The organism is Sulfitobacter sp. W027 (assembly GCF_025143985.1).
GTDB lineage: Bacteria > Pseudomonadota > Alphaproteobacteria > Rhodobacterales > Rhodobacteraceae > Sulfitobacter.
Genome location: NZ_CP083564.1, coordinates 2,396,902 through 2,419,564 on the forward strand (window position 1 = coordinate 2,396,902; position 22,663 = coordinate 2,419,564).

Genomic DNA, 22,663 nt, shown 5'->3' on the forward strand with positions numbered 1-22,663 from the left:
GGCGCAACCGTCCCGTTATCTCTACACTGCCGCCTTCAGCTGATCGACCAGATCACGGCGCTCCCAGCTAAAACCGCCATCCGCATCCGGCGCCCGGCCAAAGTGGCCATAGGCCGCGGTGCGCTGGTAGATCGGTTTGTTCAGTTGCAGATGCTCACGGATGCCGCGCGGGGTCAGATCGATAATCTGGCGGATCGCCTTTTCAATCGCCGCGTCATGCACATCACCGGTGCCGTGGGTGTCGCAATAGATCGACAGAGGCTCGCTCACGCCAATCGCATAGCTAAGCTGGATGGTGCATTTTTGCGCCATCCCCGCCGCCACGACGTTCTTTGCCAGATAGCGCGCCACATAAGCCGCTGAGCGGTCCACTTTTGTCGGGTCTTTGCCCGAAAACGCACCGCCGCCGTGCGGGGCCGCGCCGCCATAGGTGTCTACGATGATCTTGCGGCCCGTAAGGCCCGCGTCGCCATCCGGCCCGCCGATGACGAAAACCCCGGTGGGGTTCACGTGCCAAACGGTCTCATCGTCGATCCACCCTTCAGGTAGGACTTCGCGGATGTAGGGCTCGACGATGTCGCGGATGTCGGCGCTGGTCTGGCGCTCGCTTTCGTGCTGGGTCGACAGCACGATGGAACTGACCCCTACGGGTTTGCCATTCTCATAGCGTACCGACAGCTGGCTCTTGGCGTCGGGCCGCAGGGTCGGCTCGGTGCCATTCTTGCGGACCTCGGCGAGACGGCGCAGCACCGCGTGGGCGTAGTGGATCGGTGCGGGCATCAGCTCAGGCGTCTCGTCGGTAGCAAAACCAAACATGATCCCTTGGTCGCCTGCGCCCTCTTCCTTGCCGTCAGCCGCGTCGACACCTTGGGCGATATGCGCCGACTGCGGGTGCAGCAGATTGGTGATCTCACACGTCGCGTGGTGGAACTCTTCCTGCTCATAACCGATGTCTTTGATGCAGGCGCGGGCGATGTCTTCGACCTTGCTAAGATACTCGTCAAGCTTGGTCTTGTTGGCCAGGCCGACCTCCCCGCCGATCACGACGCGGTTGGTGGTGGCAAAGGTCTCGGCGGCGACCCGTGCTTCGGGTTCCTCGCTGATGAAAGCGTCGAGGATGGCGTCGGAAATCCGGTCGCAGACCTTATCCGGGTGCCCCTCGGAAACGGATTCCGAAGTGAAAGTATAGTTCTGACGGGACATGTAGTGCTCCAATAAAAATTACGCACCACGTCAGGAAGCCGTTGTGATGCTCTGCCATCGGCTTAGACAACCGCTGGTGGATGGTCAATCGGCATTCCCGGGCCTGCGGCGGCGGGCCACAGCAAGCCCCGCAAGACAGAGCGTAATGAGCACAGTAAGCGGCAAATCTCCGCTGCGGCTATAGAGTGTGGGCGGCAGTGGTGCGGGCAGTGGCGCGTCGATAAACCCTTCGGTGTTCAATGTCAGTGATGCGGTCACCCGTCCCTGCGGGTCGATCATCGCCGAGATACCGGTATTGGCCGCACGGGCCATAGGCAGCCCCTGCTCAATCGCGCGCATCCGCGCTTGGGCCAGATGCTGGCGCGGGCCTGCGGCCTTGCCGAACCACGCGTCATTGGTGACCTGCATCAAGAACGCAGGCCGCACCGGGGCGGCGTTCACGTCATGAGCAAAGACGGCCTCATAGCAGATCAGCGGCAATGCGGAGCCGAGCGGCCCCAGATCCAAAACCTGCGCGCCCGGTCCGCTGGAAAAACCGTTGCCCTCCTGCGCGGCGAGCCCGTGGATCCCGAAACGCGCCATCAGATCGCCCATGGGCATATATTCCCCAAAGGGCACGAGGTGATGTTTGTCATAAAGCTGATCGACAGCGCCATTGGCATCCAACACCACCAGCGAATTGTAATAGCGCATGTTAGACCGGCGCTGCACACCCAGCACCACCGGAACGTCAGAAGCCGCACCGATGTCGGCCAGCGCACTGCCCGCCATATCCAACGCCCATGGGATCGCGGTTTCGGGCCAGATCACCAGATCGGGCGCTAGGCTCTCGTCTTTTGGCGCGGCGGCGGTGTAATCCAGTTGCCGTGTGAAAAAGAATTCGAATGTGTCCGCGTTCCATTTCTGCCGCTGCGTCGCATTGGGCTGGACCAAGCGCACCACCTGATCGGTCAACACCGCAGGCGGCGTTTGCGGCGGCAACAGCAGGAGCAGAACGGTCGACAGCGCCAATGTCCCCTGCCCCAAACGCAGCGCCAAAGGCCCCCGCAGCAACAGGATCGCGGCGATGGCAAAGAGCCAGAGGTTCAGCGCATAGGGGCCAACCCAAGCCAAACCCTGACCGGCCATCACGCCGACCAGCGCCTGCGCGGGCATAGCCCATGGAAAGCCGGTAAAAATATAGGCACGCAGCAGCTCTACCGCAGCCCAAGTCAACGCAAGTGCGAGTCCGCGCTTCGGCGCGATCCAACGGGCGAGGCCGAAGGCCAGCCCCCAGAACAGCGCCATGCCTGCCGCCAGCAAGATCAGCGCAAAGGGCGCCATCCAGCCATGACGCTCCACATCGACCATAAAGGGCGACACGATCCATTGCAGCGCGTGCAGGAAATAGCCAAAGCCAAAGCCCCAGCCCAACAGCGCCGCTCGAAATGGGCTGCCCGATTGGGCACGGTAAAACCAAAATGCCGCCACCAGCCCGGCAAAGAGCAAAAGCGGCAGTTCATAGGGCGCTTGCCCGAAGGCTGCGATGGCGCCGGCGATCGGAGCCAGCAACACCCGGCCCCGCATCGCCAGCTGCTGCATCATCCCCCGGCCCCTTGGGTGCGGACCCGTAAGCGTTTGATGCGACGCGGATCGGCGTCGATTACCTCAAACTCAGGGCCGTCGGGGTGCAAAACCACCTCGCCGCGCGCCGGAACCCGGCCCGACAGCATGAAGACCAACCCGCCAAGCGTGTCGATCTCCTCTTCATCCACCGTCTCATGGTCGGTCAACGAATGGCCAATCTCAGCCTCAAAATCGCCCAGCGGTGTCTTGGCCAGCGCCAGATAGGTGCCGGGTTTTTCAACCGTCCAGTAGGTGCCCTCGTCAACGTCATGTTCGTCTTCGATTTCACCTATGACCTGTTCGATCAGGTCTTCGATGGTGACCAGCCCATCAACACCACCATATTCATCGATCACCAAGGCCATATGCCGCCGCTCGGCCTGCATTTTGGTCAGCAGCACACCGATGGTCATAGACGGCGGCACATAGACCAAGGGACGCAGCATGGCGCGCAGATCGAACTTGGTGTTTTTACCGTTAAAACCGTGGTTTAGCGCGAGGTCTTTCAGGTGGACCATGCCCACGGGCGTGTCCAAGGTGCCGTCGTAAACCGGCAAGCGGGTCATCCCGCTTTCCTTGAATACCGCCACCAGCTCATCCAGCGTGGCGCTAACCGGCACGGCGGTAATATCCGCCTTGGGCACGGCCACGTCATCGACCCGCATTCGACGCAGGTTGATCATGCCATGGCCCGTGGGCCGCTCGGCCTCTGCCGATGCCTCGGGGGTGTCATCCTCGCTGTCCGATGGGCTCAGCGCCTCGAACACCCGAGAAAAGAAATTGCCGGTGCGCATCGCGCCATCGTCCGGCAGCTCGTGTCTGTCTTCATCCGCAAGCGCGCTCTGCGCCGCCTCAGATGATCCGTCTGTATCGCCCATTGGGTCCCGTCTGTGTTGCAAAGCCCCTTAAGGCCCATTTTCCTTATATGGGTCATCATAACCCATTTTGCCAAGTATTTCGCGCTCCAACCCTTCCATCAACGTCGCGTCGGGGTCATTTTCATGGTCATAGCCCAGAAGATGCAACAGCCCGTGTACAATCAGATGGGTTACATGCGCGGCCAGAGGCTTGTCTGCAGCTTTAGCTTCGGCGGCACAGGTCTCATAGGCCAAAGCGATGTCGCCCAGTTCGAGCATTCCGTCAATGCCGGAGGCGACAGGCAGCGGATCGCCGCCCGGGGTGACGGCACCCCGTTCCACTGCGGGCCAGCTCAGCACATTGGTCGCTCGCGCCTTGCCGCGAAAGTCTTCGTTCAGCGCGGCGATACGTGTGTCATCACAGGCCAGCAGGGTCATCTCCGCCGCCTCGGCATCAAGATCGAGGTGAGTTAAAGTGGCCTGTGCCGCCGCATGAGCGAGCGGTTCAAGGTCGACCGCGTTCCAGCGGTCGTCCTCAATCACGATGTCGAAGTCGTCCAGCATCACATCAAGCGGCACCGCTATCCGCCTCATAAGCCTCAATAATCGCGGCCACGAGCGGGTGGCGCACCACGTCTTTGGAGGTGAAGTAGTTAAAGCTGATGCTGGGGATCGTTTTCAGCAAACGCTCTGCATCCTGAAGCCCCGACTGCACCCCACGCGGCAGGTCGATCTGCGTCCGGTCGCCTGTAATGACCATGCGCGAGTTTTGGCCAAGACGTGTCAGGAACATTTTCATCTGCATCGACGTGGCGTTTTGCGCCTCATCCAGCACGACGAAGGCATTCGACAGCGTCCGCCCCCTCATAAAGGCGAGCGGCGCGATCTCAATGCGCTTTTCTTCCAGCAGCTTCGCCAATTGCTTGCCCGGCAGGAAATCATTCAGCGCGTCATAGAGCGGCTGCATGTAGGGGTCGACCTTGTCCTTCATGTCACCGGGCAGATAGCCCAGCTTCTCGCCTGCCTCGACCGCGGGGCGCGACAGAATGATCCGGTCCACATGGCCGCCGATGAACATCGACACGCCCACCGCCACCGCCAAATAGGTCTTGCCGGTGCCCGCAGGGCCGATGCCAAAGGCCAATTCATTGTCGAACAGCGATTGCACATAAGCCTTCTGCGCATCGGTGCGCGGCTCCACCCGTTTCTTGCGGGTCTGGATTTCGATCGCGTCGCCCATCGGCATTTCCAACTGGTCGCCCTGACGCACGCCAGTGCCCGCGCTGGAATTGCCCATGCGCAACATGCCGTCCACATCCGCAGGCTCAACCGAGCGCCCGCTTTCTAGCCGCACATAAAGCGCGTTCAGCAGGCTTTCTGCTTTCTCGACGGCCTCGCCCTCACCTAAGATCTGCAGGTGATTGCCGCGCCGGATGATCTGCACCTCGAGCGATTTCTCAATGGCGGCCAGATGCGCGTCATAGGCCCCGCAGAGGTCGATCAAAAGGCGGTTATCGGGAAACTCCACCACCCGTTCGGCCGCGGTTTCCGGTGTCATCAGATCAGTTGAAGGCAATGCGCGTATCCTTTGTGAAGCACTAAATATTGAGATAGTCAGGCAGGCAGCATTTACCAACCCGTAATGACAAAAAGGGCCGAAGCGCAATGCGCTCCGGCCCGAGGTGTTTGATATGGCCCGCCAAGGTCAGTTCGGGTCTTTGATGTTGGAGCCGCCCTTGAAATCTCCGACCGTATGGGTTGGAGGGGCCACGCCCGAACAGACCGGCTTGCCGAATTTATCCAGCCGTGCCGACAGATAGCCCTCGACCCCGTCGTCGATGATCCAGTGGTCGCAGCCGTTGGGATCGACCCAGATGCCCGCCTGAAGCTGGCTCAAATGCTTTTTGTCGATGCCCCGGTCAAAGGTCTTGTCCGAAGGGTAACCCCGGCCCAAACCGCCTTCGTAATCGGTACAGGCTGACAGGCCGACGGCGCAGGCGGTGACCATGAGAAGTTTCGTCTTAATCACTTTTTCGGTCCCTTCAGCGGATGCAGATAATTTCGACACGGCGGTTTTTGGCCATGTTCGCAGCGGAATTGTTCGGCGCAGCAGGCATCCGTTCGCCATAGCCACGCACATCAGCGATACGCGCTCCAACCTGATTGGCGACATGCGCCACGGCATTGGCGCGATTGTAGGAAAGACGCATGTTATAGGCGTCCGAGGCACGGCTGTCGGTATGGCCGGTGATGATGTAGGACACCGCACCGGTCGACTGGAAGAAATTCGCCAAACGCGCACGGCCCTGAGCGGAGATATTGTATTTGTCGGTGGCAAAGAACTGGTCCGCCTCCATCACACCGCAGACATCTCCCCGGCGGCAGACCGGAATGCCCTGACGGGTCGTATGTGGGGTCATATACCCTTCGGCCCCGTCATCCATGACCCAATGCTCACAGCCATCGGGGTCAACCCAGATGGTTGGCGTGTAAACGCCCTTGTCGCGGCCCTGTTGCGAGCGTGTCTGCGCATCGGCCGAAGTGCTGACCACAGTGAGCGCAGCTGCCATCGTCAGGCAGGCCGCGGCGCGCAGTGCTTTGGAAATAGTGGGTCCCACAGCTTTTGTCCTTATTCTAATTTCTGGCAAATGCGGCCCCTCCCCGGACCCGCGTCTACATAATATACGGTTAGGTTAGGTAAAATTCCGCCTGCTGTGAAGCTGTGAAATCAACATTTTGTGGCTAAGAGCGTTCGAGTTACAACGAATCTATCGTCACAGTCGTACAGAGATGGTGGTCGAAGCCGATGTGCTGGCCTGCGCATCCAAACGCCCAAACCGCCGATTGAACAGCACTCTGGCGACAATCCCCCGCAAGCCCCTGAGATTGTCCTCCCTCGCCTGACAGTGCCTTCGAATCTTCTTGAAATACACACGCTTGGGCCTAAGCCTCTATTCATCGGATCGCGAGGGTGGGACTTCGCGCGGCTTTGCCGATCTTGAACGACGCTGCAATGATATTTGGGGGACCAACTCATGATGAAAACAATACTCGCCACCGCCGTCACTGGCCTGCTTGCAATGCCCGCTTTTGCCGGAGGGGTAAAATACGCCTATCACAACCAAGGCACGGCACATCCTACAGGCAACGTGATCCACGTCAGCTGCTACCGCGGTCCGTGGAAAGACGTGATCTGGGACCGGCCAAACTCGGTCTTCGTGGATAGCCTCGTGGCCGTGGGCTACGATTTCTCGACCGCCCATGCGGTCGCCGAGCGTGTTTGCCGGGATCACACGCTGGTGGGTAACCCCGAGGGGCTGAAAGCGACGATGACACGGATCTTTGCGGATGCCGCGTCGCACCGCAAGCACAACTACTGATAAGCGCAAGGGTGCGCGGCAACGCGCACCCGGCAAGCTCCGGGCCAGAACTGACCGTCAGACCTGAACAGCAGCCAATGAGTTCGTTTTGGCCTCTGTCACCCGTACGCGCTGGATATCACCAATCGCCGCCGTGCAGTTCTCAATATGCACTGCATGCAGATACTCTGACTTGCCGAGCATCTGACCGGGCAAGCGGCCCTTCTTCTCAACCAGAACCGACACCTCGCGCCCCACCATCGACTGCTGGATTTCGCGTTGGTGCTGGGTGATCAATCCTTGCAGCCGTTGCAGCCGGTCGTCGGCCACGGCTGGATCGACCAGCGGACGCTCTGCCGCAGGCGTGCCGGGGCGGGTGGAGTATTTGAACGAATAGGCATAGCCGTAGCGCACCTGCCGGACGAGCTCCATCGTGGCCTCAAAATCGGCATCGCTTTCCTCGGGGAAGCCGACGATAAAATCGCCCGATAGCACGATGTCAGGCCGCGCTTCGCGGATGCGTTCCAGCAGTTTAAGATAGCTTTCGGCGGTATGGCTGCGGTTCATCCGTTTCAGGATATGATCGCTGCCGGACTGCACCGGCAAGTGCAGGTAAGGCATCAGTTCGGGCACCTCACCATGCGCCGCGATCAGATCGTCACCCATGTCGTTAGGGTGGCTGGTGGTGTAGCGAATACGTTCCAGCCCGTCGATCTTGGCGAGCGCGCGGATCAGACCGGCCAGCGTCATGCCACCGTGGTAGGCGTTCACGTTCTGGCCCAGCAAAGTGACTTCGCGCACGCCGCGCTCGACCAGATCGCGGGCCTCCTCCAACACCTTTTCGGCGGGGCGGGAAACTTCGGCCCCGCGGGTATAGGGCACAACGCAGAAGGCGCAGAACTTGTCGCAGCCCTCTTGCACGGTCAGGAAAGCCGCGGGGGCGCGTTTCGCTTTGGGACGGCTCTTGAGGTGGTCGAATTTGTCTTCCGCCGGGAAATCGGTGTCCAGCGCGCTTTGCCCGCTGCGCACCTTCGCTTCCATTTCTGGCAGACGGTGATAGCTTTGCGGGCCAACCACCAGATCGACGGCGGGCTGACGGCGCATGATCTCTTCGCCCTCGGCCTGCGCCACGCAGCCCGCCACACCGATCTTCAGATCGGGCCGCGCGTCTTTCAACGGCTTCAGACGGCCCAGTTCGGAATAAACCTTCTCCGCCGCTTTCTCGCGGATGTGGCAGGTGTTAAGCAGGATCATATCCGCATCATCGGCCCGGTCGGTCGTGACATAGCCCTGACCGCCCAGGCTTTCGGCCATGCGTTCGCTGTCATAGACGTTCATCTGGCAACCATAGGTCTTGATGAACAGCTTTTTCGGTTGTGTCATGGCGGGCATCCAAGGGCTTTGGCAGATTTTGGGTAGATGGCGTCGTCTAGCAGTGGCAGCCGCGTCTTGCAATGGACCCGGAATTGACCGACCTTGCGCCACGGAAATTCCAGCGGGGGCCTATGCGGTATCGCGATCTCGATCATCTTATCAATGAGGCGCAGGCGGCGCTAAATGCAGGTCCCATCGCCATGATCGTGGTCGAAGATGAGGTAGAGATCGACACCACCCTCCGCCACCACCTGCAAGCGGGCTTTGACAGTGTATTGGCGCTGATGCCCGCCGCCTTTGAGCTGCCCCGCGATTTACAAGAAAGCGTGCTGCGTGTGGACTACGACACCACCGCCGAAGGCGCGTTGGAGCAGGCGGTAAACCGGATGATCGCGGCGGTACCGGGGCAGTGGCTTTATTACTGCTACAACGCCGAATATCTGTTTCACCCCTTCAGCGAGACGCGCAACATAAAGGAACTGCTGGCGTTTCACAGCGAAGAGCGACGCGATGCGCTGCTCGGCTATGTGGTCGACCTCTACGCGCTGGACCTTAAGCGGCACCCCAATGCAGTGTCATTGGATCAGGCGCATCTGGACCGCTCGGGCTATTACGCGCTGGCACGCAAGGATGCGGCCCGGCAGGGGCACCCTAAGGAACGGCAGCTTGATTTCTTTGGCGGACTGCGTTGGCGGTTCGAAGAGCACGTCCCCGTGCAAAGCCGCAAGATCGACCGTATCCCGCTGTTTCGCGCCAAGCCGGGGCTGGTGTTGCGCGGCGATCACACGTTCAATGATGAGGAATACAACACCTACGCCTGTAAATGGCATCACAATGTCACCGCCGCTATCTGCTCTTTCCGCACGGCCAAGGCACTGAAGTCCAATCCCGGCAGCCGCTATGATATAACCACATTCCAGTGGCACAACTCAGAGCCGTTCGAATGGCATTCCCGGCAGTTGATGGACCTGGGTTTGATGGAGCCGGGCCAATGGTTTTGAACCACCCAGCACGCCACTGTTCCGCCGGTAGACAACTGAGGCATCGCCCTCCCTCCCCCCGCAGGGCGAGTTAGCAACACTTCACCAGCCGGGCGCCAAAGCCTAGAGCGACCGCTTCGCCCCCCGCGACAATTGATCGCCCGAAAGAGAGGGCGACACCCTCTGCATTGCGCATGCACTGACCCGCCGATGCCAACCCCTTTCCCAAAACCCACTTGCACTCACCCGCTTTACTCCTATGACGGAAGGCAGCCACAACGGGAGGGTCCGATGGCCGTCAACATGCTCGACACATTCATCAAACCGATGCACCGCGAGGGCATCAAATTCGTGGCAATCTTCGCCGCCATCACGCTGGTGCTCTTCGCCATCGAAGAAGTGCTGGGCTGGATCGGCGTCGGGTTGACCGTTTGGTGCTACTATTTTTTCCGCGATCCTGAGCGTGTGACCCCTGACCGGCCCGACCTCATCGTCAGTCCCGCCGATGGGATCGTCTCGCTGATCGAACCTGCCGTGCCGCCTGCCGAACTGGGCATGCCGGATGTGCCGCTGACCCGCGTCAGCGTCTTCATGAGCGTGTTCAACTGCCACATCAACCGCGCCCCCGTCGCGGGCAAGGTGCAGGCCGTGGCCTACCGCCCAGGCAAATTCTTTAACGCCTCGCTCGACAAGGCCAGCGCCGACAATGAGCGTAACAGTCTGTGCATCCGTATGGACGATGGGCGTGATCTGGCGGTGGTGCAGATCGCTGGCCTCGTCGCGCGGCGCATTGTCTGTTTCGTAAAATCCGGTGACGCGCTGGAAACCGGCGAACGCTTTGGCTTGATCCGCTTCGGCTCGCGGCTAGATGTTTACCTGCCCGAAGGCGTGGACCCAATGGTCAGCATCGGGCAAACCATGGTCGCCGGGGAAACCGTGCTGGCCGAGTTGAAACAGCCGGTGATCGACACCGCCCCCCTCTAGGATAGACCCCATGCGCCCCCCTTCTGAAAAGACCGGCGCAGACCTTGCGCTGATCCAGTTGCTTCCCAATGCTCTGACGATCACTGCGATCTGTGCAGGGCTTTCAGCGATCAGGTTTGGGGTGCAGGGCAATTATGTGCTGGCCGTGCAACTGATCCTTCTGGCCTGCGTGCTGGATGGTTTGGACGGGCGGCTGGCACGGCTGTTGCGCTCATCCAGCCCGATGGGCGCTGAGTTGGACTCACTGGCCGATTTCCTGAACTTCGGCGTGGCCCCGCCGCTGATCCTCTATTTCTGGGCGCTGCAAGATATGCGCAGCGCGGCATGGATTTCCGTGCTGATCTATGCGGTCTGTTGCGTGGTGCGGCTTGCGCGCTTCAACGTGAACGACAAGGCCGAGGCCGAGAAGGCCAAGAATGGCGACGCTGTGGGCGAGAGCGGCTCGTTTTTCACTGGCATCCCCTCCCCGGCGGGCGCGCTGTTGGTGCTGCTGCCGATGACCGCCTCTTTTGCCTTTCACAATCGGCCCATCGTGCCGGATTGGTTAATTTGCCTGCATATGGTGCTCATCGGCTTTCTGATGATCAGCCGCATTCCCACGTGGTCCTTCAAGACCACCAAAGTCTCCCGCCGCCATGTGAAGTACCTGCTGGTGGGCGTGGCGATTTTTGCCGCAGCGCTGGCGACCTATGCTTGGACCACGCTTGTCGTGCTCTGCGTGGCCTATATCGGCATGGTGATCTGGGGCCTGCTGCGGGCAAGGAAAACGAATAAAACCAAAAGGATTTAAGATGGATATCAAGGCGGTTGAGACATCCTATGCCCGCTGGGCGCCAATTTACGACAAGACCTTTGGCGCGCTGACCAGCGGCGGTCGCCGTCATGTCGTTGCCCATATCAACAAGGGCAGCGGATCGGTCCTTGAAGTGGGCGTCGGTACTGGCCTGTCCCTGCCTCACTACGCGCCGCATCTGTCGGTCACCGGGATTGATTTCAGTGACGAGATGCTCGCCAAAGCCCGTCAGCGGGTCACTCGCGAAGGGCTAAAGCATGTGGCCGACCTGCGCCAAATGGATGCCCGCAACCTCGACTTCCCCGACGCCAGCTTTGACACCATTGCCGCCATGCATGTCCTTTCGGTCGTGCCCGAGCCGGAACGTGTCATGGAAGAGATTGCCCGCGTGTTAAAGCCAGGCGGTCAGGTGGTGATCGCAAACCACTTCATGCGCACCACAGGTGTGCTCGGTTTCCTAGAGAAGGTCTCCGCCCCTTTTGCCAATACGCTCGGCTGGCATTCGGATTTTGAGATGGAAACCGTATTGCAGCAAGATGCGCTGCAGCTTGAAGACGAACGCGCCTTGCCACCGATGGGCATGATGACATTTCTGGTGCTGCGCAAACGCGGCTAAGCCGCGCCCTGCGGTGGGGTGCAATGCCCCGCCGCCTAAGACTTCCGGCGCAGGCGGATTACCACATCAACCGAAGCAATCTCGGCCCCCTCAGGCGCGTCGGGAAGCTGCGCGATCACCAATTGCTCTGAGGGCGCGTCTGTCAGCTTGCTGTCGTCTTCCCAGAAAAAATGCGGGTGGTCGTGGGTGTTGGTGTCGAAATAGCTTTTGGAGCCATCAACGGTCACTTCCTGCAGCAGCCCGGCATCGCAGAACGCCCGCAGCGTGTTGTAGACCGTTGCAAGCGACACGGCTTCGCCCTGCCCCTTGGCCGCCTCAAACAGGCTTTCGGCCGTTACATGACGGTCTTGACCATCGCCCACCAGCAGGCTTGCCAGCGTGACACGTTGGCGTGTGGGGCGTAGTCCGGCCTGCGCCAGCCAGCGCGTCCCGACCTCTTGTTCCTGTTCGGACATCAGTTTCCTGCCTTTCAGAGCCATATAAAGGATGAAATCCCCGGTTTTCAATTGAAAACCTCGCGCCAATCGTCGCAGCTGCCCTTGCGCGGCCCTTGCAGCACGCGGTGACGCGGTGCTAAACGGGGCCGGTGTTATAACAGAGCAGCAGGAGAGCCGCAGGATGGCCGACTACCCCACGAGTTTCGACAAGGATGATCTGCTGAAATGCGCCCGCGGCGAGCTTTTCGGCCCCGGTAACGCGCAGCTTCCCGCCCCGCCGATGCTCATGATGGACCGGATCACCGATGTCTCGGCCGACGGTGGTGCCCATGGCAAGGGCCATATCACCGCCGAATTCGACATCACCCCGGACCTGTGGTTTTTCGAATGCCACTTCCCCGGCAATCCGATCATGCCCGGCTGTCTGGGCCTTGACGGTCTGTGGCAACTGACCGGTTTCAACCTCGGCTGGCGTGGCTGGCAGGGGCGCGGCTATGCGCTCGGCGTGGGCGAAGTGAAACTGACCGGCATGGTGCGCCCTGACCGCAAGATGCTGACCTATAAAATTGATTTCACCAAAGCGATCCAAACCCGCCGCCTGACGATGGGTGTGGCCGATGGCATTGTCGAAGCCGATGGCGAGGTGATCTATCAGGTAAAAGACATGAAAGTGGCGCTGAGCGAAAGCTGAGCCAACCGACTTTCTGGAATACAAAGGGGGCCGCGCGGCCCCCTTTTGCGTTTTGATGCGCCCTTAGAGGGTCTGCATTTCCTGAACCTTGCCATCGTGACGATCCGTCACCGCCGCTTCAGCCAGCACGGCGGCCACATCGGCGCGCCGCGCTTCGCCTTCTTGGTCGACACCCTCACCCAAATTTATCGCGTTGGTTTTAGGATCATCGGTCAGCGCCACCGGGCGCAGGATAGAATAGGTCAGACCCGAGGCGATCAGATGCTCATCCGCCGCCTGTTTGGCTTTGAGGTAATGGGTCATCTCCGTATCCTCGGGCGGGTTATCCGCACCCACGGAACTCAGCATAACAAAGCGATCTACATTGGCTTTACGCGCCAGATCGACCAGATGCTGCGCACCTTCACGGTCGACCTTTTCAGTCATCTCCGGCCCAGTGCTGCCGCCTGAGCCAGCGGCGAAGACCACCACATCCACATCATCACAAACGCCCGCCTGCAAATTGGTTAGATCGCCCTTCCGCAGCGCGGTGCCTTCGGGCAGCACCGAGGTGTCAGAGCCGTCGCGTACCAGCGCGATCGGATTGGCCCCACGGTCTTTCAACTCACTGATGAGCAAGTGCCCAGTTTTGCCAGTCGCACCGGCAACGAGTACATTCATAGTCATCCAGAACCTCTTGGAATTGATTGTAAAACCGATGAACGGCGGAAAAGGCCGCTCATCAGTTGCCGTTTAGGACGGCAGGAAGATTGACTTGGCGTTGACGAATTCTTTCATGCCAAAGCCACCGTGTTCACGGCCGTAGCCGGAGTTTTTCACCCCACCGAAGGGCATATTCGGATCGGCTGCGCCGAAGTTGTTGATCCGCACCATGCCGGTGTCGAATTCGTCGCGTGCCAGTCGCAAGGCGTGCTCTTCGTCGGTACAAAAGATACCGCCGCCGAGACCATAGCGGCTGTCATTGGCGATACGCATCGCGTCTTCGTCATCCTTCGCCCGGATGACCGAAGCGACGGGGCCGAAGATCTCATCGTCATAGGCTGGCATGCCCGGTGTGACCTCGGCCAGAACCGTCGCCGGATAATAGGCACCGGTCCGGTCTGGCGCTTCGCCCCCGCAGAGGACTTTGGCCCCCTTCTTAACGCTCTCTTTTACCTGATCGCGCACGGTTTCGAACTGCTCTTGGCTCGACAGCGGCCCGAGTTTCGTGTCGTCATCCATCGGATCGCCCATCGGGATCGCCTTCATCGCCTCTACATAGGCGCTGACAAATGCGTCGTAATTCTTCTCGGTCACGATAAAGCGCTTGGCCGAGACACAGGTCTGACCGTTGTTATAGAGCCGTCCCATGGTCGAAAATTTCACCGCTGTCTCGATGTCGGCATCCTCTAGCACGAGATAGGCGTCATTGGACCCCAGTTCGAGTACGGATTTCTTCAAATGTTTCGCGGCTTCGGCCCCGATGTGGCTACCTGCGCTGTCCGAGCCGGTCATCGTAACGCCACGCACCAACTTATGAGCAATCAGCTTGTCCGATGTATCGTGGTCGATAACGATCACGTTAAACAGATCCTTCGGCAGACCTGCCTCTTCGCACAGCTCTTTCAGGCGCAGCCCGCTGCCGGTGCAGATTTCCGCGTGTTTCAGCACGCAGCCATTGCCGGTCATCAGGTTCGCTGCCAGCACCCGCACGGGCTGATAAAGCGGGAAGTTCCACGGCTGGATCTGATAGATCACGCCAATGGGCTGGTAGGTCACGACCCCTCGTTTTTTGCCGCCCTCGTGTTTGCGCTCTTCGTCCTTTAGCATCTCAGGGCCGTTCTCAGCCGTATATTCAAAGATCTGCGCACAGAGTTCGACTTCAGTGAGCCCATCTTTGTAGAGCTTGCCAACTTCGCGGGTCATCAGCTCTGACAGGCTTTCTTTATTCTCGCGCAGCTTTTCGGCGATCTTTTTGAGATAGGGCGCGCGTTCGGCGTGTGTCAGTTTGCGCCACTCTTTGAAAGCTTCATGAGTGGCCTCGACCGCTTGGGTCGCATCGGCTTCGGACATCACTGTATAGGTGTCGAGCACTTCTTCCGTGGCGGGGTTTACAGTTTTTATCTCGGGCATTCTGATCTCCTTTATGTCTCACCAAGCCAACACCCCCTGCCGCGGGGCTGTTCCATCACAGAACCTTGACCGCGAACTTCACGCCCGCAGGCCCGGCAAACCGCTTGCGCCGTATGGGCGTGGTAGCATACACCGGGGCTGCAAAATCAAAGGAGTGCTGCCCATGCGCCGCGTCGTCGTCACAGGGTTGGGGATTGTCTCATCCATCGGAAATAACGCCGAAGAAGTGCTTGAAGCACTGAGAAACGGCACATCCGGGATCGAAGCCAGCCCGGAGATGGCAGAGCACGGGTTCCGCAGCCGCGTGGCCGGGACGCTCAAGATCAATCTGGCCGATCACATTGACAAGCGCACCCTGCGTTTCATGGGTCCGGGCGCGGGCTATGCCTATGTCGCCATGGATCAGGCGATCAAGGATGCGGGATTGAGTGGAGAGCAGATCAGCAACCCGCGCACCGGTCTGGTGGCAGGCTCGGGCGGGCCGTCGACAAGCGCCATGTTCGCCGCGCATAACATCGTCAAGGACACCGGGGCCACCAAGCGGATCGGGCCTTTTGCGGTGCCGAAGTGCATGTCCTCGACCGTCAGCGCGAACCTCTCGACCGCTTTCAAGATCAAGGGCATCAACTATTCCATCACCTCGGCCTGCTCCACTTCGCTGCATTGCATCGGCAACGCGGCTGAACAGATCATGTTGGGCAAGCAGGACGTGATGTTTGCGGGCGGCGGCGAAGAACTGGACTGGACGCTGTCCTGCCTCTTTGACGCGATGGGCGCGATGTCGTCCAAATATAACGACGCGCCCGAGACGGCGAGCCGCGCCTTTGACGCGGACCGCGATGGTTTTGTGATCTCCGGCGGCGGCGGCATGCTGGTGCTTGAAGACCTTGAGCATGCGCTGGCGCGCGGAGCGAAAATTTATGCCGAGGTGACCGGCTATGCCGCCACCAGCGACGGGCATGACATGGTGGCCCCGTCCGGTGAGGGCGGCGAGCGTGCGATGCGTCTGGCGCTGGAGACTCTGCCCGAGGGCCGCAAGGTGGGCTATATCAACGCCCATGGCACCTCGACCCCCGTCGGCGACGTGGGCGAGATCGAAGCGGTGCGCCGGGTCTTCGGCAAAGGCAGCACGCCACCGGTGAGTTCTACCAAGTCGATGACCGGCCACGCGCAGGGCGCTGCGGGGGCGCTGGAGGCGATCTTCTCGCTGCTGATGCTGGACAATGATTTCATCGCACGGTCGATCAATGTGCAAAACCTCGACCCGGCGCTTGATCCGTCGGAAATCGCGCTTGAGCGGGTGGATAATGCGGGGCTCGATTCCGTCATGACCAACTCCTTCGGGTTTGGTGGCACCAATGGATCGATGATCCTGTCGAAGTATAAAGGCTGAGGGCGCGTTATGTCAGGATTGCTTGCAGGAAAACGCGGCCTCATCATGGGTGTGGCCAATGAACGCTCCATCGCTTGGGGCATCGCCAAGGCGATGGCCGAGGCCGGGGCCGAACTGGCCTTCACCTATCAGGGCGAGGCCTTTGGCAAGCGTCTTGAGCCGCTGGCGCAGAGTGTCGGGTCCGACTTCATGGTCGATGTCGATGTAACCGATGACGCCTCGCTCGACCGCGCCTTCGAGGAGTTGGGCGCGCGCTGGCCGACGATTGACTTCGTCGTGCATGCCATTGCTTTCTCGGACAAATCCGAGTTGACGGGGCGGTTTCTGAACACCAGCCGGGCGAACTTTAAGAACTCGATGGACATCTCGGCCTATTCCTTCATCGACGTGGCGCGCCGGGCGCATCCGTTGATGGTGGAGAACGGCGGCACCTTGTTGACCCTGACTTATATGGGCTCGAACCGAGTGACGCCGAATTACAATGTGATGGGCGTGGCCAAGGCGGCGTTGGAAAGTGCGACGCGCTATCTGGCGAATGATCTGGGGCCGGAGGGGATCCGTGTGAACGCGATTTCGCCGGGGCCGATGAAGACGCTTGCGGGGGCCGCAATTGGCGGGGCGCGCAAGACGTATAAGCATACGGATCAGAATGCACCTTTGCGGTCGAATGCGACGTTGGAGGCCGTTGGTGGCACGGCGGTCTATCTGGCGTCTGATGCGGGCGCTTGCACGACGGGGGAGATCGTCCGCGTTGATGGTGGTTTCCACGTGTTGGGGATGCCGCAGGCGGATCACCTGTAAGTCTAGAACTAAGGGCCATCGCCTGCCCGTGGGGTGGCGATGGCAACGTGGCTTTGTGCCACCTTATGGTGCAGCCTTTGGACGACTTCGAAGGCTCCCGCCCAGCCTCACCAAATCGCCAGCCCGCCGGGACGGGCAGGCGATGGCCCGGCGCCTGCGGCTTGATTCCGGGCTGGGGTGGTATCCTTTATCGCAGCACATCCGTCTGCCAGAGCCAGATTTTCATCCCCCCATGCGCTATCGCCGGCCCCTGCGGCTTCCACGGCAGCCCTGTCGCCCGCGCCAAGGGCGGCTCTGACGTCACCAGCCCCACACGCCAACCCCGGAACCGCGTTTTCAGTGTTTCACCCAGCGTCCCATAGAGCGGATAAAGCAGCTTCTTATTCCCGATCCGCCCGCCATAAGGCGGGTTCACGATCACCAGACCGGGCGGGCCTTCGGGCGGCTGCACCTCCCCTGCCCCGTGACAGGCGAAATGACACCACGCCCCCACACCCGCACGCTCGGCGTTGGCCGTGCTCATTCGGATCGCGCCTGCGTCCCGATCCGAGCCGTAGAACCGCGCCGACGGGGGCGATACATCCCCACCGCTGCGCAACTGCTCCCAAACCCCGGCATTAAAGCTCGCCAATTCCTCGAAAGCAAAGCTCCGACTGCGCCCCGGCTTCAACCCCGCCGCAATCTCCGCTGCTTCGATCAAAAACGTCCCCGAGCCACACATCGGATCAACAACCGGCTCCCCCGGCGCATAGCCGCACGACCGCAGCATCAGCGCCGTCATATTCTCGCGCATCGGCGCCTTGCCCACGGCTTCCTTATGCCCGCGCTTGTGGAGCGCCTCGCCAGAAGTATCGATGCTGAACATCACGGCGTTATCGTCAATCCGCACCTTCAACACCAAGGCCGCCTCGGCATCTACCGTGATCCCGTGGCTTTCGCGCAGGGCTGTCTCGACCCGCTGCTGCGCCGCCCCGGCGTGGTAAATCTTCGACGCCTTGCACGTCACCTGCACCTTCACCGGCACATCGGCACGCAGCACGTCACCAAAGGGAAACTTGCGGCAGCGCTTGTCCAACTGCGCCAGATGGAAGGCCATAAACCCGCCGATCCGCGCCAGCACCCGGCCCGCGCCGCGCAGCTCTAGGTTCGCGCGCCAGACCTCGGGCCAACTGCCCTGAACGGTCACGCCACCGGGCTGGGCCTGCGCTTTGGCAAAGCCTTTTTCCTGCGCCTCGGCGCAGAGCAAATCCTCAAGCCCGGGCGGGCAGACAAGGAAAATCTCGAATGTATCTGGGGTATCCATGGCCCCTGCATAAGCGCCTGCGCGGCGCGGTGCGAGGGGAAAAAGACGCGCATCGCGTCTTCTAGGCCCACCGGGGAGGCATCCCCCCCGGCAGGCAATGTCAGATCGCTCAGGCGATTTTGACCAGTTCGATATCGAACTGCAGGTCTTTGCCCGCCAGCGGGTGGTTGGCGTCGAGCGTCACGGTGGTCTCGTCCACTTCCACGACGGTCACGGGCAGCGCCTGACCTTCGGGCGTCTGCATCTGCAACTGCGTACCGGGATCAAGCGGGATGTCCGCTGGGATACCGTCGCGCGGCACCGACTGGCGCATCTCAGGGTTCACCGGGCCGTAGGCTTCTTCGCTGGGCACCTGAACGACCTTCTTGTCGCCTTCGGTCATGCCGGGCAGCGCGCTGTCGAGACCGGGGATGATCTGACCCGAACCCACAACGAATTCCAGCGGGTCACGACCCTCAGAACTGTCAAAAGTGGTGCCGTCTTGTAGCGTGCCGGTATAGTGAATCTGTACTGTGTCGCCGGATTTGACCTCAGCCATTGTCGTCTCCAATTTGTCAGGGGAAAAGGGAAGGAGGCCGCGTATCTGCGCGGGTGCTCCAAATTCCGCGACAGCATGAAGATTGTGCGCCTGAGAGTAAACCCCCAGTCCTGGCCGATTGGGGAATTCGCCCCTTTTCGCCGCTGCGCCTGCGTGCAACTGTGCCGCGACATGGAAAGGGAGAGCCAGTCAGATGCCTATCACCACCTGCGTTTTCGACGCCTATGGGACCCTGTTCGACGTGGCCGCCGCCGCCCGCGAAGCGGCCAAAGAGCCAGCCTTTGACGCCATCGCCGACACATGGCCGCAACTGGCAGAACACTGGCGCCTCAAGCAGTTGCAATATTCATGGCTCCGCGCCGTAACCGGGGCGCATGATGATTTTTGGCAGGTCACCCAAGAGGGACTCGACTGGTCGCTGGAGAAATTGGGCGTGGCCGATGACCCTGCTCTACGCGAGCGTTTGCTGGCGCTTTATTGGGAACTTCAGGCCTTCGCGGAAGTCCCCGCCATGCTGCGCGCGCTGAAAGACGGCGGCCTGAACACTGCGATCCTGTCGAACGGCTCGCCTGCGATGTTGGACGGCGCTGTGCAATCGGCGGGAATCAGTGATCTCTTGGATGTGTCGCTCTCGGTCGAAAGCGTTGGCGTCTTCAAACCGCACGCTTCGGTTTATGATTTGGTCGGAGAGCACTACGGCTGCGCTAAGGATGAAGTGCTGTTCGTCTCGTCCAACGGTTGGGACGCGGCGGCGGCGACGGGCTATGGGTTCACCACCGCATGGGTGAACCGGGGCGGCGATCCGGTGGACAGGCTGCCATGGAAACCTGCGCATCAGTTGCGAGACCTCAGCGGCATCCCTGCACTGGCGGGCCTCTGATGGCACGTTTCACCACCTCCGACGGGCTGTCGCTGTATTACACGGATGAAGGAGACGGGCTGCCGATCCTCTGCCTTGCGGGCCTCACCCGCACCGGGGCGGATTTCGACTACCTCGCCCCGCATCTGTCCGAACATCGCTTGATCCGCATGGATTACCGGGGCCGAGGACGCTCGGACTTTGACAAGAATTGGAAGAATTACGCGCTGCCAGTCGAATGCCGCGACGTGCTGGAACTGCTGGCGCATCTGGAGTTGGAGCAGGTCGCCATCATCGGCACCTCGCGCGGCGGGCTTAACGCGATGGGGCTGGCGATGGTCGCCCATGACCACCTGCTGGGCGTGGCGCTGAATGACGTCGGGCCCGAGCTTGACGCCAAGGGCATCGAGTTCATCATGGGCTATCTGGGCCGCAACCCCGCCGCCAAGACCTATGAAGAGGCCGCCGCCGCGATGGCCCGTGCCTTCCCCGAGTTTCGCGGCGTACCAGAAAGCCGCTGGCTGGAAGAGGTGCAACGTCATTACACGGCGACCGAAGACGGGTTAAGGATCACCTACGACCCGCACCTGCGCGACGCGGTTGCCACCGCAGGCCAGCCGACGCCCGATCTATGGCCGTTTTTCGACGCCCTTCAAGGCCTGCCACTGGCTGCGATCAGGGGCGCAAACTCGACCTTACTGAGCCGCGAAACGCTGATGCAAATGCAGGCGCGGCGGCCTGACATGATCACTGCCGAAGTACCGGATCGCGGTCACGTGCCGTTTCTCGACGAACCCGAGGCGCTGGCCGCGCTGCACGAATGGATAGGACAATTGCAATGAACATCGACATGATCCGCGCCTCTGCCGCCCGCGCAGAGGGCCATGTGCGGCGCACGCCCCTGCTGAACTCGCATTTTTTGGATGAGATCGCAGGCCGTCGCGTCTGGATCAAACCGGAGTGCCTGCAACATACCGGCAGCTTCAAGTTTCGCGGTGCATGGTCGGCGCTGTCAGCACTTGCACCAGAGGCGCGTGCCAAGGGTGTCATCGCCTATTCCAGCGGCAACCACGCGCAGGGCGTGGCGCTGGCGTCGAAAATGCACGGTGCACCCGCCGTAATTATCATGCCCAAAGACAGCCCGCGCCTGAAGATCGCCAACACCCGAGCCTATGGGGCCGAGGTCGTACTCTATGACCGCGCGGGGGAAAGCCGCGAAGAGATTGGCGCGAAACTGGCGGAGGAGCGCGGCCTGACACTGATCAAACCCTATGACGAGCCGCAGGTGATCGCGGGCCAAGGCACCACGGGGCTGGAAATTGCGCAGCAGGCAGCCGAGGCCGGGATCGAGAACGCTGATGTGATTGTCTGCTGTGGCGGTGGCGGTCTGACCTCCGGCATCGCGCTGGCGCTAGAGGCCGAGGCCCCCACCCTCCGCGTGCGCCCGGCGGAGCCGGAAGGCTTTGACGATGCCACGCGATCACTGGCGCAAGGCAAGATCGTGGGCAACGACCGGCCCCTCGGATCGATCTGCGATGCCATCGTGACGCCTCAGCCGGGTGATCTTACCTTTCCGATCATGCAGCGGCTCGCCGGCCCCGGATTGGTGGTGAGTGACGATGAGGCTTTGCAGGCGATGGCGCAGGCCTTCAACCGGCTGAAACTGGTGACTGAACCGGGCGGCGCGGTGGCGCTGGCGGCAGCGTTGTTCCGTGGGGATGAGATTGAGGGGGACGACGTGATCGTCACGATCTCTGGCGGGAATGTTGACGCGGACATGTTTGCGCGGGCCTTGCAGACGCTGAGATAAGAGCGAGGGCAGCGCCGCCCCTGGAGAGGGGGCAGGTCGGCGAGGCCCGACCTATGGGGGCGGAACTGTTCTAAAGCCTCCTGTCTTTGACCTTCTATCTTCGCACGATATGATGGCAATCAGCGCGCCATAAGGAGATACCCCATGCAGATATTCGACAGCGGCGAGGTGCAACTCCACTACCGCGTTGACGGACCGGAAGATGGCGCGCCCGTTGTCTTTGCCAATTCGCTTGGCACCGACTTGCGCCTGTGGGATCCGATCCTGCCGCTGCTCGCCCCCGGCCTGCGCATCATTCGCTTTGACAAACGCGGCCACGGTCTGTCGTCCTGCCCGCCTGCGCCCTATTCTATGGGCTCGCTGATCACCGATACCGAACGCCTGCTCGACCACCTCAACGTTCGCGACTGCGTTTTTGTCGGCCTGTCGATTGGCGGCATGATTGCGCAGGGACTGGCTGTCAAACGCCTCGACATGATCCGCGCGCTGGTGCTGAGCAACACCGCCACCAAGATCGGCAACCGGGACATCTGGGCTGAGCGGATCGCGGCGGTGGAACAGGGCGGCATCGAGAGCCTTGCAGATGCGGTAATGGAGCGCTGGTTCTCGGCACATTTCCGCGCCACGCCGGAACTGGCGCTGTGGCGCAACATGCTCACCCGCCAGCCCGACGCGGGCTATGCGGGCTGTTCGGCGGCGATCTCGCACAGTGATTTCATGACCCCGACATCCGGCCTGCGCCTGCCCGCGCTTGGCATCGCAGGGTCCGAGGACGGCTCCACCCCGCCCGATCTGGTGCGCGAGCTGATGGACCTGATCCCGGCCTCCAAGTTCAAGCTGATCCGCCGTGCCGGGCACCTGCCTTGCGTCGAGCAACCGCAAGAATACGCCGAGATACTGAACGATTTCCTCGTCAGTACTGGCCATATCCCTAAGCAGAAGGGCTAA

General features: G+C 61.0%; 25 protein-coding genes and 1 riboswitch. Of the genes, 12 read left to right on the forward strand and 13 right to left on the reverse strand.

Annotation, left to right across the window (positions count from 1 at the left end):
* Positions 1–21 precede the first annotated feature (21 nt).
* From metK to K3759_RS11790, 7 genes are all read right to left on the reverse strand, one after another.
* Entirely contained in the window at positions 22–1,203 is a 1,182-nt protein-coding gene (gene metK, locus K3759_RS11760; RefSeq protein WP_259982020.1) for a methionine adenosyltransferase, read from the reverse strand.
* Between the two features lie 4 nt (positions 1,204–1,207).
* Positions 1,208–1,256: riboswitch (SAM-SAH riboswitch) on the reverse strand.
* Between the two features lie 31 nt (positions 1,257–1,287).
* Positions 1,288–2,787, reverse strand: coding sequence for an apolipoprotein N-acyltransferase (gene lnt / locus K3759_RS11765; RefSeq protein ID WP_259982021.1), 1,500 nt, complete (start codon positions 2,785–2,787; stop codon positions 1,288–1,290).
* Positions 2,784–3,686: a hemolysin family protein gene (locus K3759_RS11770; RefSeq protein WP_259982022.1), complete on the reverse strand. Its 903-nt coding sequence runs from the start codon at positions 3,684–3,686 to the stop codon at positions 2,784–2,786. Before K3759_RS11770 ends, lnt begins: the two co-directional genes overlap by 4 nt.
* Before the next feature lie 27 nt (positions 3,687–3,713).
* Positions 3,714–4,259, reverse strand: coding sequence for an rRNA maturation RNase YbeY (ybeY, locus tag K3759_RS11775; protein WP_259982024.1), 546 nt, complete (start codon positions 4,257–4,259; stop codon positions 3,714–3,716).
* Positions 4,234–5,223, reverse strand: a complete 990-nt coding sequence (locus K3759_RS11780) for a PhoH family protein (protein ID WP_067627305.1) — start codon at positions 5,221–5,223, stop codon at positions 4,234–4,236. The genes ybeY and K3759_RS11780 overlap by 26 nt, the downstream gene beginning before the upstream one ends.
* Before the next feature lie 147 nt (positions 5,224–5,370).
* The gene (locus K3759_RS11785; RefSeq protein ID WP_259982026.1) at positions 5,371–5,694 is read right to left on the reverse strand and encodes a hypothetical protein; all 324 of its coding nucleotides are present in this window, start codon (positions 5,692–5,694) and stop codon (positions 5,371–5,373) included.
* 13 nt (positions 5,695–5,707) lie between these two features.
* Positions 5,708–6,235, reverse strand: a complete 528-nt coding sequence (locus tag K3759_RS11790; RefSeq protein WP_409202518.1) for an OmpA family protein — start codon at positions 6,233–6,235, stop codon at positions 5,708–5,710.
* A 465-nt stretch (positions 6,236–6,700) separates the two neighbouring features.
* Here K3759_RS11790 and K3759_RS11795 point away from each other — a divergent pair, with 465 nt between their 5' ends.
* Entirely contained in the window at positions 6,701–7,045 is a 345-nt protein-coding gene (locus K3759_RS11795; RefSeq protein ID WP_259982029.1) for a hypothetical protein, read from the forward strand.
* Between the two features lie 57 nt (positions 7,046–7,102).
* Here the strand turns inward: K3759_RS11795 and miaB are convergent, their stop codons facing one another.
* The gene (gene miaB / locus K3759_RS11800) at positions 7,103–8,407 is read right to left on the reverse strand and encodes a tRNA (N6-isopentenyl adenosine(37)-C2)-methylthiotransferase MiaB (RefSeq protein ID WP_259982031.1); all 1,305 of its coding nucleotides are present in this window, start codon (positions 8,405–8,407) and stop codon (positions 7,103–7,105) included.
* Positions 8,408–8,529: 122 nt separating this feature from the next.
* Between miaB and K3759_RS11805 the strand changes: the two genes are divergently transcribed.
* The 4 genes from K3759_RS11805 (at position 8,530) to K3759_RS11820 (ending at position 11,771) form a co-directional block, all read left to right on the forward strand.
* Positions 8,530–9,399 (forward strand): hypothetical protein, encoded by an 870-nt coding sequence (locus K3759_RS11805; RefSeq protein ID WP_259982032.1) that lies wholly within the window; start codon positions 8,530–8,532, stop codon positions 9,397–9,399.
* A 270-nt stretch (positions 9,400–9,669) separates the two neighbouring features.
* Entirely contained in the window at positions 9,670–10,362 is a 693-nt protein-coding gene (locus K3759_RS11810; protein WP_259982034.1) for a phosphatidylserine decarboxylase, read from the forward strand.
* A 10-nt stretch (positions 10,363–10,372) separates the two neighbouring features.
* Positions 10,373–11,152, forward strand: a complete 780-nt coding sequence (gene pssA, locus K3759_RS11815; RefSeq protein ID WP_259982035.1) for a CDP-diacylglycerol--serine O-phosphatidyltransferase — start codon at positions 10,373–10,375, stop codon at positions 11,150–11,152.
* A 1-nt stretch (position 11,153) separates the two neighbouring features.
* Positions 11,154–11,771 carry a class I SAM-dependent methyltransferase gene (locus tag K3759_RS11820; protein ID WP_259982037.1) on the forward strand — a complete coding sequence of 206 codons (618 nt, stop codon included), beginning with the start codon at positions 11,154–11,156 and terminating at the stop codon, positions 11,769–11,771.
* Positions 11,772–11,806: 35 nt separating this feature from the next.
* Here K3759_RS11820 and irrA read toward each other — a convergent pair whose 3' ends face one another.
* Positions 11,807–12,226 carry an iron response transcriptional regulator IrrA gene (gene irrA / locus K3759_RS11825; RefSeq protein ID WP_040701812.1) on the reverse strand — a complete coding sequence of 140 codons (420 nt, stop codon included), beginning with the start codon at positions 12,224–12,226 and terminating at the stop codon, positions 11,807–11,809.
* 163 nt (positions 12,227–12,389) lie between these two features.
* Between irrA and fabA the strand changes: the two genes are divergently transcribed.
* Positions 12,390–12,899 carry a bifunctional 3-hydroxydecanoyl-ACP dehydratase/trans-2-decenoyl-ACP isomerase gene (fabA, locus tag K3759_RS11830; protein WP_259982039.1) on the forward strand — a complete coding sequence of 170 codons (510 nt, stop codon included), beginning with the start codon at positions 12,390–12,392 and terminating at the stop codon, positions 12,897–12,899.
* Positions 12,900–12,962: 63 nt separating this feature from the next.
* Here fabA and K3759_RS11835 read toward each other — a convergent pair whose 3' ends face one another.
* Together K3759_RS11835 and K3759_RS11840 are read right to left on the reverse strand one after the other, a co-directional pair.
* Positions 12,963–13,565 (reverse strand): SDR family oxidoreductase, encoded by a 603-nt coding sequence (locus K3759_RS11835; RefSeq protein ID WP_259982040.1) that lies wholly within the window; start codon positions 13,563–13,565, stop codon positions 12,963–12,965.
* 66 nt (positions 13,566–13,631) lie between these two features.
* Positions 13,632–15,011, reverse strand: a complete 1,380-nt coding sequence (locus tag K3759_RS11840) for an NAD-dependent succinate-semialdehyde dehydrogenase (RefSeq protein WP_259982042.1) — start codon at positions 15,009–15,011, stop codon at positions 13,632–13,634.
* Between the two features lie 163 nt (positions 15,012–15,174).
* Between K3759_RS11840 and fabB the strand changes: the two genes are divergently transcribed.
* The gene (gene fabB, locus K3759_RS11845; protein ID WP_259982044.1) at positions 15,175–16,404 is read left to right on the forward strand and encodes a beta-ketoacyl-ACP synthase I; all 1,230 of its coding nucleotides are present in this window, start codon (positions 15,175–15,177) and stop codon (positions 16,402–16,404) included.
* A gap of 9 nt (positions 16,405–16,413) precedes the next feature.
* The gene (locus tag K3759_RS11850) at positions 16,414–17,205 is read left to right on the forward strand and encodes an enoyl-ACP reductase (protein WP_259982046.1); all 792 of its coding nucleotides are present in this window, start codon (positions 16,414–16,416) and stop codon (positions 17,203–17,205) included.
* Between the two features lie 187 nt (positions 17,206–17,392).
* On the opposite strand, the gene K3759_RS11855 is transcribed toward K3759_RS11850, so the two are convergent.
* Both K3759_RS11855 and K3759_RS11860 read right to left on the reverse strand, forming a co-directional pair.
* Positions 17,393–18,508, reverse strand: coding sequence for a class I SAM-dependent RNA methyltransferase (locus tag K3759_RS11855; protein ID WP_259982048.1), 1,116 nt, complete (start codon positions 18,506–18,508; stop codon positions 17,393–17,395).
* A 109-nt stretch (positions 18,509–18,617) separates the two neighbouring features.
* Positions 18,618–19,046, reverse strand: a complete 429-nt coding sequence (locus K3759_RS11860; RefSeq protein WP_259982050.1) for a peptidylprolyl isomerase — start codon at positions 19,044–19,046, stop codon at positions 18,618–18,620.
* 193 nt (positions 19,047–19,239) lie between these two features.
* Here K3759_RS11860 and K3759_RS11865 point away from each other — a divergent pair, with 193 nt between their 5' ends.
* From K3759_RS11865 to pcaD, 4 genes are all read left to right on the forward strand, one after another.
* On the forward strand, positions 19,240–19,926 hold the full coding sequence (locus K3759_RS11865; RefSeq protein WP_259982052.1) for a haloacid dehalogenase type II: 687 nt from the start codon (positions 19,240–19,242) through the stop codon (positions 19,924–19,926).
* The gene (locus tag K3759_RS11870; protein WP_259982054.1) at positions 19,926–20,747 is read left to right on the forward strand and encodes an alpha/beta fold hydrolase; all 822 of its coding nucleotides are present in this window, start codon (positions 19,926–19,928) and stop codon (positions 20,745–20,747) included. The genes K3759_RS11865 and K3759_RS11870 overlap by 1 nt, the downstream gene beginning before the upstream one ends.
* Positions 20,744–21,715 (forward strand): threonine/serine dehydratase, encoded by a 972-nt coding sequence (locus K3759_RS11875; RefSeq protein WP_259982055.1) that lies wholly within the window; start codon positions 20,744–20,746, stop codon positions 21,713–21,715. Before K3759_RS11870 ends, K3759_RS11875 begins: the two co-directional genes overlap by 4 nt.
* 144 nt (positions 21,716–21,859) lie before the next feature.
* Positions 21,860–22,663 carry a 3-oxoadipate enol-lactonase gene (gene pcaD / locus K3759_RS11880; RefSeq protein ID WP_259982057.1) on the forward strand — a complete coding sequence of 268 codons (804 nt, stop codon included), beginning with the start codon at positions 21,860–21,862 and terminating at the stop codon, positions 22,661–22,663.